The organism is Burkholderia sp. Ac-20384, assembly GCF_017104605.1.
Taxonomy (GTDB): domain Bacteria; phylum Pseudomonadota; class Gammaproteobacteria; order Burkholderiales; family Burkholderiaceae; genus Burkholderia; species Burkholderia lata.
On sequence record NZ_JAAGPE010000255.1, the window covers coordinates 1 to 13,776 of the forward strand.

The 13,776-nt window shown below is 56.8% G+C and carries 9 protein-coding genes, 1 other RNA gene and 2 pseudogenes; 8 read left to right on the top strand and 4 right to left on the bottom strand.

The window, feature by feature from the left end:
- Positions 1–126, top strand: a pseudogene (locus G3O00_RS32160) (IS3 family transposase); the annotation flags it as partial.
- A 138-nt stretch (positions 127–264) separates the two neighbouring features.
- On the opposite strand, the gene G3O00_RS32165 reads toward G3O00_RS32160, so the two are convergent.
- The gene (locus G3O00_RS32165) at positions 265–525 is read right to left on the bottom strand and encodes a hypothetical protein (protein WP_206145396.1); all 261 of its coding nucleotides are present in this window, start codon (positions 523–525) and stop codon (positions 265–267) included.
- 176 nt (positions 526–701) lie between these two features.
- On the opposite strand from G3O00_RS32165, the pseudogene G3O00_RS32170 reads away from it, so the two are divergent.
- The 3 genes and pseudogenes from G3O00_RS32170 to G3O00_RS32180 all read left to right on the top strand — a co-directional run.
- Positions 702–940 (top strand): annotated as a pseudogene (locus tag G3O00_RS32170) (IS3 family transposase); the annotation flags it as partial.
- 182 nt (positions 941–1,122) lie between these two features.
- On the top strand, positions 1,123–1,584 hold the full coding sequence (locus tag G3O00_RS32175; RefSeq protein WP_206145397.1) for an MEKHLA domain-containing protein: 462 nt from the start codon (positions 1,123–1,125) through the stop codon (positions 1,582–1,584).
- Positions 1,585–1,687: 103 nt separating this feature from the next.
- Positions 1,688–3,454 (top strand): thiamine pyrophosphate-dependent enzyme, encoded by a 1,767-nt coding sequence (locus tag G3O00_RS32180; RefSeq protein WP_206145398.1) that lies wholly within the window; start codon positions 1,688–1,690, stop codon positions 3,452–3,454.
- A 272-nt stretch (positions 3,455–3,726) separates the two neighbouring features.
- On the opposite strand, the gene ssrA is transcribed toward G3O00_RS32180, so the two are convergent.
- Positions 3,727–3,982: a transfer-messenger RNA gene (gene ssrA, locus G3O00_RS32185) on the bottom strand.
- Positions 3,983–4,434: 452 nt separating this feature from the next.
- Here ssrA and G3O00_RS32190 point away from each other — a divergent pair.
- Positions 4,435–5,304 carry a hypothetical protein gene (locus tag G3O00_RS32190; RefSeq protein WP_206145399.1) on the top strand — a complete coding sequence of 290 codons (870 nt, stop codon included), beginning with the start codon at positions 4,435–4,437 and terminating at the stop codon, positions 5,302–5,304.
- 1,126 nt (positions 5,305–6,430) lie between these two features.
- On the opposite strand, the gene G3O00_RS32195 is transcribed toward G3O00_RS32190, so the two are convergent.
- Together G3O00_RS32195 and G3O00_RS32200 are read right to left on the bottom strand one after the other, a co-directional pair.
- A complete protein-coding gene (locus G3O00_RS32195) occupies positions 6,431–6,859 on the bottom strand; it encodes a GNAT family N-acetyltransferase (protein WP_206145400.1) in 429 nt (142 codons plus the stop codon).
- A gap of 55 nt (positions 6,860–6,914) precedes the next feature.
- Entirely contained in the window at positions 6,915–9,293 is a 2,379-nt protein-coding gene (locus G3O00_RS32200) for a hypothetical protein (protein WP_206145401.1), read from the bottom strand.
- Between the two features lie 999 nt (positions 9,294–10,292).
- Here G3O00_RS32200 and G3O00_RS32205 point away from each other — a divergent pair.
- From G3O00_RS32205 to G3O00_RS32215, 3 genes are all read left to right on the top strand, one after another.
- Complete coding sequence (locus tag G3O00_RS32205) at positions 10,293–11,717, top strand: helix-turn-helix transcriptional regulator (RefSeq protein WP_206145402.1); 1,425 nt, start codon at positions 10,293–10,295, stop codon at positions 11,715–11,717.
- A 133-nt stretch (positions 11,718–11,850) separates the two neighbouring features.
- Positions 11,851–12,318, top strand: a complete 468-nt coding sequence (locus G3O00_RS32210) for a lytic transglycosylase domain-containing protein (RefSeq protein WP_206145403.1) — start codon at positions 11,851–11,853, stop codon at positions 12,316–12,318.
- A gap of 409 nt (positions 12,319–12,727) precedes the next feature.
- Positions 12,728–13,528: a phage tail tip lysozyme gene (locus tag G3O00_RS32215; protein ID WP_241025432.1), complete on the top strand. Its 801-nt coding sequence runs from the start codon at positions 12,728–12,730 to the stop codon at positions 13,526–13,528.
- The last annotated feature ends 248 nt before the right edge of the window (positions 13,529–13,776 follow it).

Consider the following 13,776-nt stretch of genomic DNA (forward strand, 5'->3'; position numbering starts at 1 on the left):
GATCTGGCAAGCCGGCGTATCGTCGGCTGGTCGATGTCGGAGCGAATCAACGCGGATCTGGTCTGCCAAGCATTACGCCGTGCGTACTGGCAACGCAAACCCGGGCCCGGATTACTGCTGCATTCGGTCGAATACGAAACCGTACGCGCTGCTGCATGACATGCTGTACGTGAAAACGAGGCAGGGTCACGCCAATCAAGTCGACGCCTACCGCTATTTGATCGCTTTGTTCAAGGCATCGCCTCTTGCGCGTAGCGTCGACGCCTACGAGGCGTTGCTGCCCTGGACGCTGAACAAGTGCGAGGTCGACGCAGCAATCTGATTCACGTCAGCACGCAAGACATGGTTGAAAGACCGCTTACGAGCGACTTCGGTGAATTCGCCCGCAACGCGCCGTACTTTTCCGGGGCGCTGATTCTTCTGGTTGGTTGTTTCATCGGCTCCGAAGGCATCGCCGCCTTGACCTGATTGGTTCTCGCGGGGCTCGCCGGTGATCGAGCCCTGCGTCATGTCCTGGGCGAACATCAGGCGCTTTTCAGCCTTGTCGGTGTAGCCGTGATTGCAGGTGCATGCGCCCGCTTTGTGGTGTCAGTCGACGGAGTGTCCGATCGAGAACTGACCTTGTCCGGACTTCTCTTCACGTAGGCGTGCCCCGTCTTCTCGAACGTTTTGTCAGGGTACGGATTTGTCCTGTCCAGCTCAAGCAGCTTCAAGACGAGGATGCCCAACTGAAGAAGGTGGTCGCGGAGCTGACGTTGGACAAGGCGATTCTGATCGACGTATTGATAATAAAGTGGTGAAGTCCTCGCCGAGGCGGCACGTCGTGGATTATCTAAAGTCCGCCGATGGAGTAGCAGAGCGGCGTGCCTGCCGCCTGGGGGCCATATCGCGCTCGGTGTACCAGTATCGATGCCACCGCGACCCGCAGACTGCAATCCGGCCGCTTGTCAATTTCTTGTCACGATGGCTATAGCACGATACGCTAACGCCATCGGTTTGGCCTGACTGCTGCGCACCAATACTTTGTTTGACTGATATTTAAGCGAATTTCTCGACATATGTAATGCGCTTGAAACGCATATATATGGTTCCGGTAAGAATTTGACAAAGGATGCTGACGCGATGGTTGCCTCCCTCCGCCTCGACGGCCATTTTTACAATCTATTGTCAGACAATTACTATAGATTTGTCGGAGAACCACTGGTCGATAGCAGCATCGCTCGAGTCGACGCTGTGCGCTGGCTTTACGAAGACGCGCCTTTTTGTGTCCTTGTCCATAACTCCGATGCCGACCCGAAGTTTATTTACGCCAACCGGACGGCCCAACATTGCTTTGAAAGTGACTGGGATCGCATGACCTCGTTACCATCACGTTTATCAGCGGAACATCCGAACCGAAGCGAGCGAGAAAGGCTCTTGGAATCGGTGCGTCTCTACGGATTCGCGAAGGGATATCGAGGATTGCGAATTTCGTCGTCGGGACGGCGATTCTGGATTAGCGATGTCACTGTTTGGAACTTGATCGATAGCAATGGGGTTTTCCACGGGCAGGCCGCAACTTATTACAACTGGGAGGACGCTTGACGTCATTTTATCCATTATGAAAGTTACGCGATTTTCATTTTTATCGGAATGATATTAAAAACTATCTGCCCTTGTTAAAAGAGTGGCGTTTCCTGGGGATCTTATGAACTACGAATTCCGCCAACTTGAAGAATCGTCGTCACGAGTATCTGAGCCGGAGGGTTACACGGGAAACCATTTGGTGCTAGATTTTCTGCGTCACCACGATGTGAAGCTTTGTTCTGGGGTCACCGGGGGCGGCGTCATCCACTTCTTGCAGCATCTCGCTGCTATGGACGAGATTGACGCCGCGCCGCCGCGGTTCTTTTCCGTTCAAGAATATATTGCTGGTTTCGTGCCTCTAGGAGCCTATCTCGGTGGGAATCAGTTGGCGGCCTGCATCGCCACTACAGGGGCTGCCACCAAATTGCTGATGTGTGGTTTGAGCGATGCCAAGCTACATCATATTCCGGCCATCTTTCTAGTCCCCGTATCTCCTACCCGCCATCACACGCTGGCCCCTTTGCAAGATACAACCGAGCATGGGAGCAACATTGCGGCGCAGCTGAGCGCCGAAATGCCAGACGGAGTCTTTATTCTCGACGATACGGCCACACTAGTCGCTCGATTGAACGAGGCGGCATGCCGATTACGGCAGCGTGAACCGGTTGTGCTGGTTTTGGAGCCCGATACCATGCGCGCTAAAATTCGCTGCGTCATTAGCCAAAACTGGATAAATGGTATTGCTGAGTGCGACAATCCATCGAAGTTGGATGCGTTCGTTGATGGATTCCGGCAGGCGTGCGTTGGCCGCCGGGTCACACTATTAATTGGTGAAGAACTAAGACATGTGCAGGGAGCGGCTTCCGCGATTACGACGATCAGTCGCACACTAAGGGCGGCGGTTGTTTGGACCATCAACGGTGCGAACAGCATCGAACGTAGCAACCCACAGGGATACGGGTATCTCGGCTTTGGTGGCAATGATCTAGCTCAAGCTCACTGGGCCTCAATCAGTAAAGATGATATATTATTGGTGATTGGAGCGAGTCCTGATGAATATACTCTAAATCTAAAAGAATTTCCAGCTGGCCATACATTCTACCTTACCGATTCGGATCGAGGATATTCTCAGCAAGACGGCAACTATCGACATCGGTCACGGTACGCATATACGCATTGCATTTCGTCATTGGATCGAGCGATGTCCGCTCTACACAACGCCCTAGTTCTCGATCCGCCACTTACGAAGCCTGTTCCTCCTGCTCCTTCGTCACTCAACAATCGCGTACTTCCTTTGCCGCGTCCTGGGTACGTCGATCTAGCAAAACTCTTTACTCTGCTTGATAAATATTGGCGTCCTGGCACAATTGGTTTCGATGATATATGTTTGGCGTATAAAGATCGTCAGTACGTCACGCAACGCCCCAATCCCCATGCAAATTTTTTTTCGCTTTACCGTGGCTCTGCGATGGGAGGAGCGTTTGGTCTCGCGATTGGTGCGAAGCTTGCCAATCCTCAATGCGACGTCGTTTGTCTATCGGGCGACGGGTGTTTTCGACTGTATGCCGGCGCCCTCGCGGAAGCGGCTACTCTTGGCTTGCTTTTGCTACTTTTCGATAATGGGAATTTGGGAATTGTGGAACAAGGACTTCCGTTTATTTTGCCGAATGTACCAGTGAGTCGCCGCCACAGTGCACTCACACAAATTGATTATGTATCAGTCGCTCGGGCATGCGGTTGGTCCGCGGATTCGCTCGAGTCAGATCTTTCCAATCTTCCGCAGATTTTGCTGGATTATCATCAAAATATAAAGCGGTCGAAGCTAGTTCGAATTCCGGTAGATACAGAGCAAGTTATCGGGAAAAACCCCAGGGCGAGTAATCTATAGATTTCACCGCGCCGCCAGACGAACTGGACATGGATGTCTTGCCCTAGAAAGCCGATGGTCGATCCCAATTGATCGGGTGGGTTTGTCGGGTAATCGATAGAGCGGGGCGCGTCGGCCAGGTCTGCGGGTGCCCGACGCCTGGCGTCAGTCCGAGAGAAGCGCCGGTTACGCTGATCCGGCGACGCTGCCATTTAAAGCGTCCGATTTCACTGCACGACGAAGGGGCCGCCCTTTCTGTTCCTAAGCACCGCTTGCGCGGAGGGGCGGCAACTCGAGACGGATTAAGTACCCGTCAGGGCGTAAGTGCGATCGTTTGCATTTACCGATTCGTGCCGATTAGGTCGGTCACCTCTCCTGCTGCCTTCTTCGCTATCTCGCCCTGTCGAAACCAGGTCACCCCCACCATATGGCGGCTCGCCGAAACACCATATGGTGGAGGTGGCGGGAATCGAACCCGCGTCCAGAACGCCTTTACGTCGAAGGGATTACAGCAATATCTGCCTTTCGGCAGTGAGAGGTAGTGTGTCTTCTATTTCGCGTCGACTCCTGCGCTAATGCGAAAAATCATCTTGGGATGCGAACGCGCTCCCGACGAATGGACATGCATAGCCCGTCTTACGACTGCTTCGCCAAGCGAGACACTGCCTCGCCCGGTCGAGGTATTGAGTGATTGGCCACGGTAACCTCAACGCATTTAGGGAGTCGACAATGGGAAACTTTGCAGCAAAGGGGTAAGCGAAGCCGCTGCCGCGCACGATATCGTTCTTGCGCAGCCTCCGCGGATGAACAGCCGCAAGTGCAGGCAGTCCCGCACCGGAGCCGGTTTGCGCACCCACAACTCTCTGCCTTGGCAGCCGCACCGGGGGCGCACACGGCCTCACCCGCGCCGCGAATCGCCTCCCTCGCATCAGGCGGATTTGCCGGCACCCCGTATTGCGGCACCGGTGTCGCCCGTCGCGGAATCGTCCGCGATTGAGCCAATGCGTCCGAATTTGCCGTACGATATGCTGGCTAGGATTGGAGAATTTCTCGACCCTTGCGAGGCATTTACGCTGGCGCACATCAGCCAGGCGCTGCGGCACATTGCCCGCGGACAGTCACTGGTCCATCTCGCCGAAAAGTTGCACGCCATTGCATTGAATCGGAGACAGGCAATCTGCGACCATCTACTGGATACCATTCCAGACCTACCGGAAAGCAAGAAACACACGCTGCTCGGCCAGTTGGCCCGACAATTCGACCAGATTCCTCGCGGGCCTGCTCGCAGTCGGTCCGCTGCACGCCGGTGGCACGAGTCGCTCCAGCTGCCCGATGCCCATCGCGCCGATGTACTCACTCATCTCAAAATTGACTGGTTTCGAAACACGGATTACCTGGAAAAATTTCAAGAATTAGTCGAGAGCGCCGCTCCGCTGTATCAGAATCATCAGGTACCGGAATACGATCATTTGTACCGCACGCACGACCCATACGACGCAGAGACGGCCTCTAAAAGGACACCACTTTGGGCTGCGAGAGCACAGACATACTTGCTGCCAGTCCAGCAGCGGGCTCCGATGCGGGAACGCATCCGCCAGTTGGAAGGTGACACACTGGACTTGGTAGAACAACTGTTCCCCAGGCCCACGGACGATTCTGACGACAATTTGGATAGCTACCGATATGCGCTCACGTTGTTGAGGAACGGGTTCAACCCACACGAGGCCAGCTATCTCGCGGGACTCAACGATCCCTCCGTACTGTCGAGCATTTATCGCCAGTTTGCCCCGTCATCGTGGAGAGCGCAGAACAACGTGCTGACGCTGAGCGATTTCGTAAAGGCACATCGGGACGGCCGCGTACCGCAATGACGGATCACGATCAATACGGTGTTGACCGGGCAACAAGCCTGTCAATCGTTTGTCGAAGATCCACAGTCGCCTAAGCAACTCCGAGCACTACGGTCCTGTTTTGCAAGCCCTGAATAGCTGATGACACTGGACTGGTAATGGACATGTTGGAAATCTTGCTAAAAAAGCAGTACATCGTGACTGACCTCTCTTTTGGGTTAGGTGAGCGCGGACTCCATAGTGGCCAGCAGTCTCGTACTGCATAACCAGTCCGGATACATAGACGCAAACGATGTTCTATCGAAACGGCAGCCCAGAGGCTCGCGAAATCGGGGTGAACCAAGCATTTTTTATTTCGTAATATATACAAATAAAATAACGAACCCTGTAAGGGCTCGACACGCACCCGCCACTTCTATTGAATCTCCGAACGTCGACAAGCCGACATGAAGTCGCGCCCAGCACCACAACCTCGACGTCGAGACAACCTGACAGCCGCCTCGAAGGAATGACGCCACTCGCTTCACGGCCGTCGTCCCGACGTCACTCCGTATCTGAATTGAGCCAATTCCGGACCGGTCCGACCCACAACGACGAATTCCGGACAGCTTAGATCAACGCATCGACATAATCCATGACACGACTTCTCGCAGTGGAAGAAAGGGGAAATCCTACCTGCCGAGCAGGCTGGGTGAGCCAGCTTCGTCAAATGCCCTGATCCTTGTCAAGGAGTTCGAGTCCCCGGATGATTTGCGGAGGAACATCTTGCATTGAGTCGACTGGCCGAGTTCTTGGCATCATTCAAGGCTCCGCCTATACAGTCGTCAAGATGTTCCATAAGGGTGACAAGCAAAAAATACTGGGCCCTGAGTCCGCCCGCGGGTTGCACGGAAGCCAGCTTTACGAACATGAAACCTGTGAGCATCGGAGCATGAACAAGCAACTGCATTCGCTAACGCCTTCCGAACACTTCATGCATTCGTAGAAGAGACGCCGGGACGGAATTGACGACTTCGCGATGAAATTTGTTATCTGGCAAGCAGATAATCAACTAATTTCCCTCTATCCATTTTGATGCCATTGCTCGTATTTAAATGATGCCCCCGTCGGCGGCCTGTCACCGCGTACAAAGGGGCTCTTGCTGAGACTATTGCAGCGCGAGATTCGCCTCCTTTTCGAGCCACTCCATGACCGGAGCAGCGACTTCGCCGGACACACCTTGATCCCAAAAACGCGACGCAACCAGCACATCGACGTCGAGCCCTTCGATGGAATGTTTTGCCATCACCGCGCCAATTTGCATACGCTTGGCTCGGTCTACAATGCTCCATACCCTGGTTTGACCCGCGTTGCACTGCAGTTCAATGCCAAACGCCTCCCGCAACGCCCCGTCTGTCGACTTGTCCTCCATCCAGTCGACTCGCGAAGCCAAGGCCTCATCCTGAAGAAGAGCGGCCAACAGGCTCCGCGCGCTGGAACCCGATAACGCCACCACCTGGAAGCGGTCCGTTTCAAATATCTGCAGCGGTGACGAAAGCCACTGAAAGACCGGCGATTGATCGATTTTCGTATACATATAGATAACCTAATTTTCCACCGAAAAGCCACCCAAACCTTGCGAACCATGCATTTCAGTGATGAAGCGCCGTGGCCGCAATGCCCACTCGTCCAACAGGAATAGCCACACCCGCCACAGTCGCAATCCCGCGAACGATCGTATCAACCTGATAGCGAAGAATGGCCTTCTTGCGGTTACGATCGCCTTCTAGCTTATCGGACAGGGAAATGATCGCGTCCGCCATAGCGGCCTTGAATGCCGGGAGCGTGCGGCGCCCGCGCGCGACCAGCATGATTTCCTGTTGCATTTTTTCCTGAAATTGTGGAAGAACATTGTCGAGGTAACGGCTTTTCTTGCCATGGTACGGAACGCGGGTGAGGCCCCAGTTGTTGTCGCGCGACTCGATCAAGTGATCGTTCTCCGCCATGACGGCCTCGGCCTTTTCCCTGATGTCACGGGCGCGTTGCTCGAACGTCTCCCATTGCTGCGAGAACCCGTTGTAGGGTACGAGTACCTTGCGGTGACCAGCGGTGTCTCCGGGTTTAGCATCGCGTGGCCTGACCGTTATTTCGCCATACCCAAGGTTCACGTTGCCGGCCCAGTCAAACTCCGTCCATACAGTGCCAAGCCCCTCGTGCGCTTTGGTTTCGATCAGATAGATGTTCTTCGTCTCCTTCTCACCTTCGACCCCAGGAATCTCGATTTGTCGCAGTCCCGCATGCTCCCAACCTCTAACGGGAACCGCCCTGTTGCCATCGTATGGTGACACGACTGGCGCGTAATTCTCTGGAATGACACTCAGCTTCGGCGGCTTTTCCAATTCTTTCGCTGGCGTCTCACCGCTGACGAACACCGCGGCACGTAGCTTGGGTGCCGCGGCGGGCGATTTGGCGCCGACCACAAATTTTCCAAACAACTGGGCGACCGCCTTGTGATTCACGTCCGGGCGCGCCAGCGTATCGATCGCGGCCGCTGCGGCAAGCATTTGCGTTCGTTGCTTCAGCGGGTCTGCCGGGTAACTGCCGGAGGAACTAGCGACCTGTGCATAGACGACCTGCGTCGCGTGCAAATCCTCGTCCTCCACCGGAAGAAAATTGTCGTAATTCGTGGCAAACAGATGGGCAGCCACCATCGCATCGCTCTCGGACGCCCCACCAAGCAGCGCAATGTGCGCCGTTGCGGCCGCCAACCTGGAACGCTCTTCGTCGCCGGGTTTGCGGAACGTCTCGCATGCCGCGCGCGCCGCGATCTGTGCGATGTTCCACTCTTCGGGCGCGGCCTTGTTGGCGGCGACAAGCGCACGCACGCCTGCGGCGAGGCGCTGCTTCCGCGCCCCTAACGCGGCGACCTTCTTGTCATTCTCCGCATTCGTCAATGCTGTCGATGCTATACCAAATGCCGCTAGCGCCGGTCGCGACCTATTGCTGGCCAGATTCATCTCGGCCTTGACGACAGCCGAATGTCGCCTGCTGGTTTCCGCGGCTACCAGTTTCTGGACTTCGAGTTCAGTCACCGCTACGCTCTGTTCAGCCCGCTGAAAGCCCACCTCAGCCGCTTCAACGGCCTTGCTCAGTTCCACCATGTGCCTCTGGGCAATATTGTCCGCGAGTGTAGCGAGTTGATTTTGCTTATAGCCCTTGTCGACGAACAATTGACGAGCTGCGCCCGTGATCCCGCTAATATCCGGGCCGAAGGCACCGCGATCCATGGCGAGAAGCCGCTCCTTCATGTCCGCAAAGCGGGTCGTGGCGTCCTGATAAGTCCGTCTGAGTGCATGAAACTGGCGAACCACGCTGGCGTCTGGCGACATCAATTCCGGCGTCGGCCGGCGGCGCACTTCCCCCGTCATACTTTCCTCATCGGTGTGCTCTGCCGCGATCGCTCGCGCCATCTCGACGACGCACCCGGCAGTCTCTGTTGCGACCTCCGTCGACAACCCAGCACGATGCAGGATACCCGCGCTCGCGCCAGCCACCGTGTAAGCGGTGACTTCCGCCTTATCGTCCTCAACGATACCCGCGTCATACGTCAGTTCCTTCGCAAGCGCGATCGCGTTTTCGACCGACGCCCCCGCACGAAACGCGTTGATGGCGGCATCGTTCGCGGCCCCGCCGCTGGCCATGCCGACACGTAGCGAATTTTGCGCCATCATCGGGTCCGCGTCTGCCATGTCGACTGGCAGCGACACAGGCATGACCCAGTTGAGTTCGACATCGACCGCACGATATCGATCGCGGTCTGGTGTCGCGCCGCGAACGTACTCGAACATCACGGGCTGGCTGTGTTTGGCAAACTTTGCATGTTCCATCATCGGAGCTACGCAGAATTCGCGATTCACAATAGAGTGGAAGCCTGCTCTGAAGCCATCCTTCGCAATATTTTCGAACGCGGTCGCTGGCAGCCAGTCTTTCGTCGGATCCCCGGATGGAGGCATGTGCATAATGCCCCACATGCCGTTCTTTTTTTGTAGAGCTGGATTGGCCTATCCGGCCTCAGATTTCTGTCGAGTGGAAAGAATGCCTGGCGCGACATGTGCGGATCTCCTGGCAGGAAACTGCGCTCGGCAATCACCTTGATGCTCCGCTTCTCCCCCGACCCGCCTCCGTCCAGCTCGATCGTTCCAGAGAAGAACGTCCTGTTCCCAAAATTGATCTTGGTCCGCCCGTTCCGCGTCGAAGTGAGGTGCACGATCGGCTGCAGCATGCGTCTGCTGATATGAAGCGCCATCGCGGCCGCATTGACCATCGTCCGCCCCATGCCAATTTTCGGGCCAGGCAAATCAGCGAGACGCCGTCCCGGCGTTGCTGGCGCGCTGCCGATCGCGCCCACAGCACCACACTTTGGTCGTGTGATGCTGGCCAACGCCTGCGTGAGCACGTCGCTTCGCGGCGCAGATGGCGCATTCACATCTGGTGGAGCATCCCCCCCGGCCGCCGCATGAGCGGGAGCAGAAGCCCCCGCCCTCACGAGTCGCGTTGTGCTGAACAAGGATCTGATCGGTTGCATTTTTCGCTCAACGAATAGCTATGAAGTTCCGAATGCTCGGGAGAACCATGCGTCCCAAGCTCGTCTGTACGCCTCCGCTCGCATAGTGAATCGCGTAGTCGAACATCTTCTGGCCGAATGCGAAGTAAGCGTCCGAAATGAGAAGGCGACCCACGATACGCTGCGCCGCAAACCCAGCGGCTCCGAAGGTCACGCACATGAATTTCGTCCACCGCCCAAGCGGACCCTAGCGTTTCAGCCACGCCCATCTCTGCAATGGAGGCCCGTACACCGACGCAATCAACACATAGTCGGCTTTGAGCACGACCTGCTCCGTCGGGTCGCTGGGCCCGATTGAACGTAACAAAGCGTCACAAAAGCAAGCGGAATGCGATGGGCGATGAAACTATGCGTGAACAGCAACACGTCGCACCTCTCCCACAAATACTTGCGCCAGGAGCATGCCATGTTCTCGACCGTCTACTTCGTCGCATCCGCCGCCCTTGCATCGGGCGATACTAATCCGAACATCGTATCGAAGATCCTCGACGGTCATATCATCGGCGCGTCGCATGCGACGGCACTCCTTGCCGATGCCGACGGCCCTCAAGGTCTCCTGTCGCACGAAAATCTTCAGATTCACGGTGATCTCGAACTCGCGCTCGGCCGCCAGGAAGAGGCGGAGGAAACCTATCGCCGTGCTCTGAAGGCGATCCGACAGGATCGCGACGGTCTGCGCATCGCGTCGTGCCGCAACACCGGCTGGCAAGCCTTTTTCCGCAATCAGTTCAACGTCGCGGCGATTTGTTTCAAGCGGATCGGCGAGGATAAATCCGCTTCATCGCTCCAGCGTCTCGACAGCCTCGTCGGCGCGACGCTGGTGTCGTTCCACCTTGGCCAGGTGCGCGCGGCGTGCGGCCGGCTCGCGAAGCTTACGGCACTCGCGGCCCAGCACGACGATCGCCGCTGGACCTATCTGGTCGGAGCGATGCGCCGTGACCTGTTCGCCCAACGCGACCTGCATAGCGCCGAGCGCCTCGACGATCATATTTACTGGCGGTCGGTACTGGCCGAGTTTGACTGCTCCGAAGCGCCGGGGGATGCTGGCGAGCCCGGTGGCATCGAGGTGCCACTGCTGGCAGCACGCCTGTCGCACCTGCGTCAACTGATTCTGGTTGCCGAAGGGCGCATGAACAGCACCGATGGACTGAACGCGCATCTGGACTGGAGCCGCAAGACCGGCCTGGCCGACTACCATCGCAGTCTTTGCCTTGAGATCACGCTCGCGGCGATTGCCGGCCAAGCACGGCCACTCGCTGAAGCGATGCTCGAAACGTCTGGTGCGTCCGGATCGAAAGGTGCGCAGCACGCACGCTGGTACCTCGATTATCTGTATTGCCGCGCAAAGGTCATGCAGCAGCAGATGCGTATCCAGGAATATTCGCAGTACTACAGCCGCTATGCACTCGCTTCCATCCAACACGTTCGTACCGACAATCAATCGATGTCGGTCGAACCGACCGATTCAACACAGGTGGTCCGCTCCGACGATATCAGCGCACGACTGCCCGCCAAGTATCGCCGCGCGTACCGCTATTTGATGGACAACCTGAACCAGAAGGATTTGTCGGTACGCGAGGTAGCATCGCAAATTGGCGTAACTGAACGCGCGATGCAGGTGGCATTCAAGAATCACCTGGGTCTCTCGCCCAGCGAACTGATCCGTCGCCAGCGGATGGAGCGGATTCGCGACGATCTCCTCGACAACGGGCAGTCGACTTCCCGCGTGCTGGAGGTCGCGAACAAGTGGGGGGTTCGACATCGATCGACGTTGATCAACAGCTACCGCCGCGTCTTCGAGGAAGCGCCATCGCAAACGATTGAGCGATAGGCGCTACCAGATGATTTGCATCGACGCCTCGTGGCGATACGCGGCGCGGCCGAGCCTGCCATCCGGAGTATCGGATCTTCGTCTGCTTGCGTGGCCGCGCACCTCGCCTTCAACACTCGCTCAGAATTGATCAATGTCGCAAGTATTTCGCAAGCTGAAGCTTGCACTCTGCTGGGTGCCGCTTTTCATCGGATCGTCCAGTGCCTCGGCCGCCTCGGACTGCTTTACCGCAGCCGCCATTTACCAGCATGTGAGTCCGGGAATTCTCAGGGCGATCGCGTGGCAAGAATCGCATGGCAACGCCACCGCCGTTCATCGCAACACCAATGGATCGACCGATTACGGAATAATGCAGATTAATTCGGTTCATTTACCGACGCTCGCCCGGTATGGCGTGTCGCAACAGGACCTGATGAATCCGTGCTCGAGCATCTACGTTGCGGCCTGGCGGTTGCACAAGATGATGATCAAATACGGAAATACATGGGCGGCGGTCGGCGCGTATCATTCGGAGACGCCTGCCGAACGCGATCGTTATGCGCGATCGATCGAATCGATCCTGTCGCGCGCGCTGGATCATTCGCCCTGGATGGACGAGTGAGCGGAGCATTTGCGAAAACCGGGGCATGGCCTCGCTCATTGTGGCGCCGTGCTCCAAGCATAATCGTCGCGCCTATGCGCGCTGCGCTCATCCGCCCCCGCTGGTACTCGTCTCGACTTCTGCCTGACGCTCCATCGATAGCGTCAAGCAAATTGCACGTGCGTGGGTTTGCTTTGCCGCCATCTTGCTTCCTGACCGAGTCCCTACGCGCCGACCTATTCTTGTTGCAAAGACTAGCGCGCATCGCTTCGCGTATTCACCGCCGATTTCGCACACTGCGCGTCGCCGCGCACGTTCCACCTTATAGTCAATGACGCGTGATGCTGTCGGCTCTATCCCTCAACCGAAACATTGCGATATGGAGATCCGCATGTCTTCAACAGCTATTCAGGGGATTGGATCCCCTTACATGACCGGTGTCGTCGGGTATGGTTCGACAGACAACAACAGCCAACTGGAGCAATTCCTCGAGATCCTGATCGATGAATTGAAGCAAATCCTCAGCCAGCTGAACGCCAACTCGAACGATAATTCCAGCGGTCCCGGCGGCGTCGCCTCCGCGTCGCCCGGCGGATCGTCGTCGTCCGCGTATCCGAGCTCCGCTCAGCCGGCTTATACGACATCAGCACCCGCCGGCTATTCGCCTTCGAGCCTACCTCCATCCTATTCCGCCTCTGCGCCATCCGGGGGCGGCAGCACCGCGGGCGCCGGGCCGTCCACATCGAGCGGCGCGGCCAGCGCCGGGCCGTCCGTATCGAGCAGCGATCCTGCAACGGCAATTGCACAGAATCTCAAGGATAACTTTGGCTTGACCCCGTCTCAAATTGCAGGGGTTCTCGGGAACCTGCAGCAGGAAAGTGGCCTGCAAGGCAACATCAACCAGGGCGGTGAAACAGGCTCGCCATCGAACAATTCCGCCGATGACAATGCACATGGCTGGGGGCTCGCGCAATGGGGCGACACACGGAAAGACGGAGAAATCGCCTATGCGAATCAGCATGGCCTCGACCCCGGTAGTCTATCAGCCAACCTCGGGTTCATGGACCATGAGCTGAGGACTACATATAGCCAGACGGTCACCGATCTCAAGGCAACCTCGTCGCCCAATGAGGCGGCGCTGGTATGGGACAAGGATTACGAGCAGGCGACCGCTCCGAACATGGATCAGCGGTACAAATATGCGCAGGATTTCGCGTCCAAGGGGTTTTGAAGGGCCCATGCAGTATGAAACAAGGCGGGCGTACAGGGTGGGCCTGAGCTGGCCCGCCCTGACTGGGCCCACATGGGTTCTGCCAGAAGTTCCTGCAAAGGCAATACGTGGATTTTCACGAGCCTGTCAGTAATTTCGTGTTCAAGGCATATGATGCTGCGAAGGAGGATGTATGCCTCGCAAACCGAAAGCCAAACCGGTAGACCTGCCGGCCATTCCCGCCGAGTTGCTTGAGCAATTCGGCAACG

Bases quoted from the DNA above. Each gene is read 5' to 3' on its own strand.
- G3O00_RS32175 (WP_206145397.1), top strand. From the start codon at position 1,123: ATGGTTGCCTCCCTCCGCCTCGACGGCCATTTTTACAATCTATTGTCA.
- G3O00_RS32195 (WP_206145400.1), bottom strand. From the start codon at position 6,859: ATGTATACGAAAATCGATCAATCGCCGGTCTTTCAGTGGCTTTCGTCA.
- G3O00_RS32165 (WP_206145396.1), bottom strand. From the start codon at position 525: ATGTTCGCCCAGGACATGACGCAGGGCTCGATCACCGGCGAGCCCCGC.
- G3O00_RS32205 (WP_206145402.1), top strand. From the start codon at position 10,293: ATGTTCTCGACCGTCTACTTCGTCGCATCCGCCGCCCTTGCATCGGGC.
- G3O00_RS32200 (WP_206145401.1), bottom strand. From the start codon at position 9,293: ATGTGGGGCATTATGCACATGCCTCCATCCGGGGATCCGACGAAAGAC.
- G3O00_RS32180 (WP_206145398.1), top strand. From the start codon at position 1,688: ATGAACTACGAATTCCGCCAACTTGAAGAATCGTCGTCACGAGTATCT.
- G3O00_RS32215 (WP_241025432.1), top strand. From the start codon at position 12,728: ATGACCGGTGTCGTCGGGTATGGTTCGACAGACAACAACAGCCAACTG.
- G3O00_RS32210 (WP_206145403.1), top strand. From the start codon at position 11,851: ATGTCGCAAGTATTTCGCAAGCTGAAGCTTGCACTCTGCTGGGTGCCG.
- G3O00_RS32190 (WP_206145399.1), top strand. From the start codon at position 4,435: ATGCGTCCGAATTTGCCGTACGATATGCTGGCTAGGATTGGAGAATTT.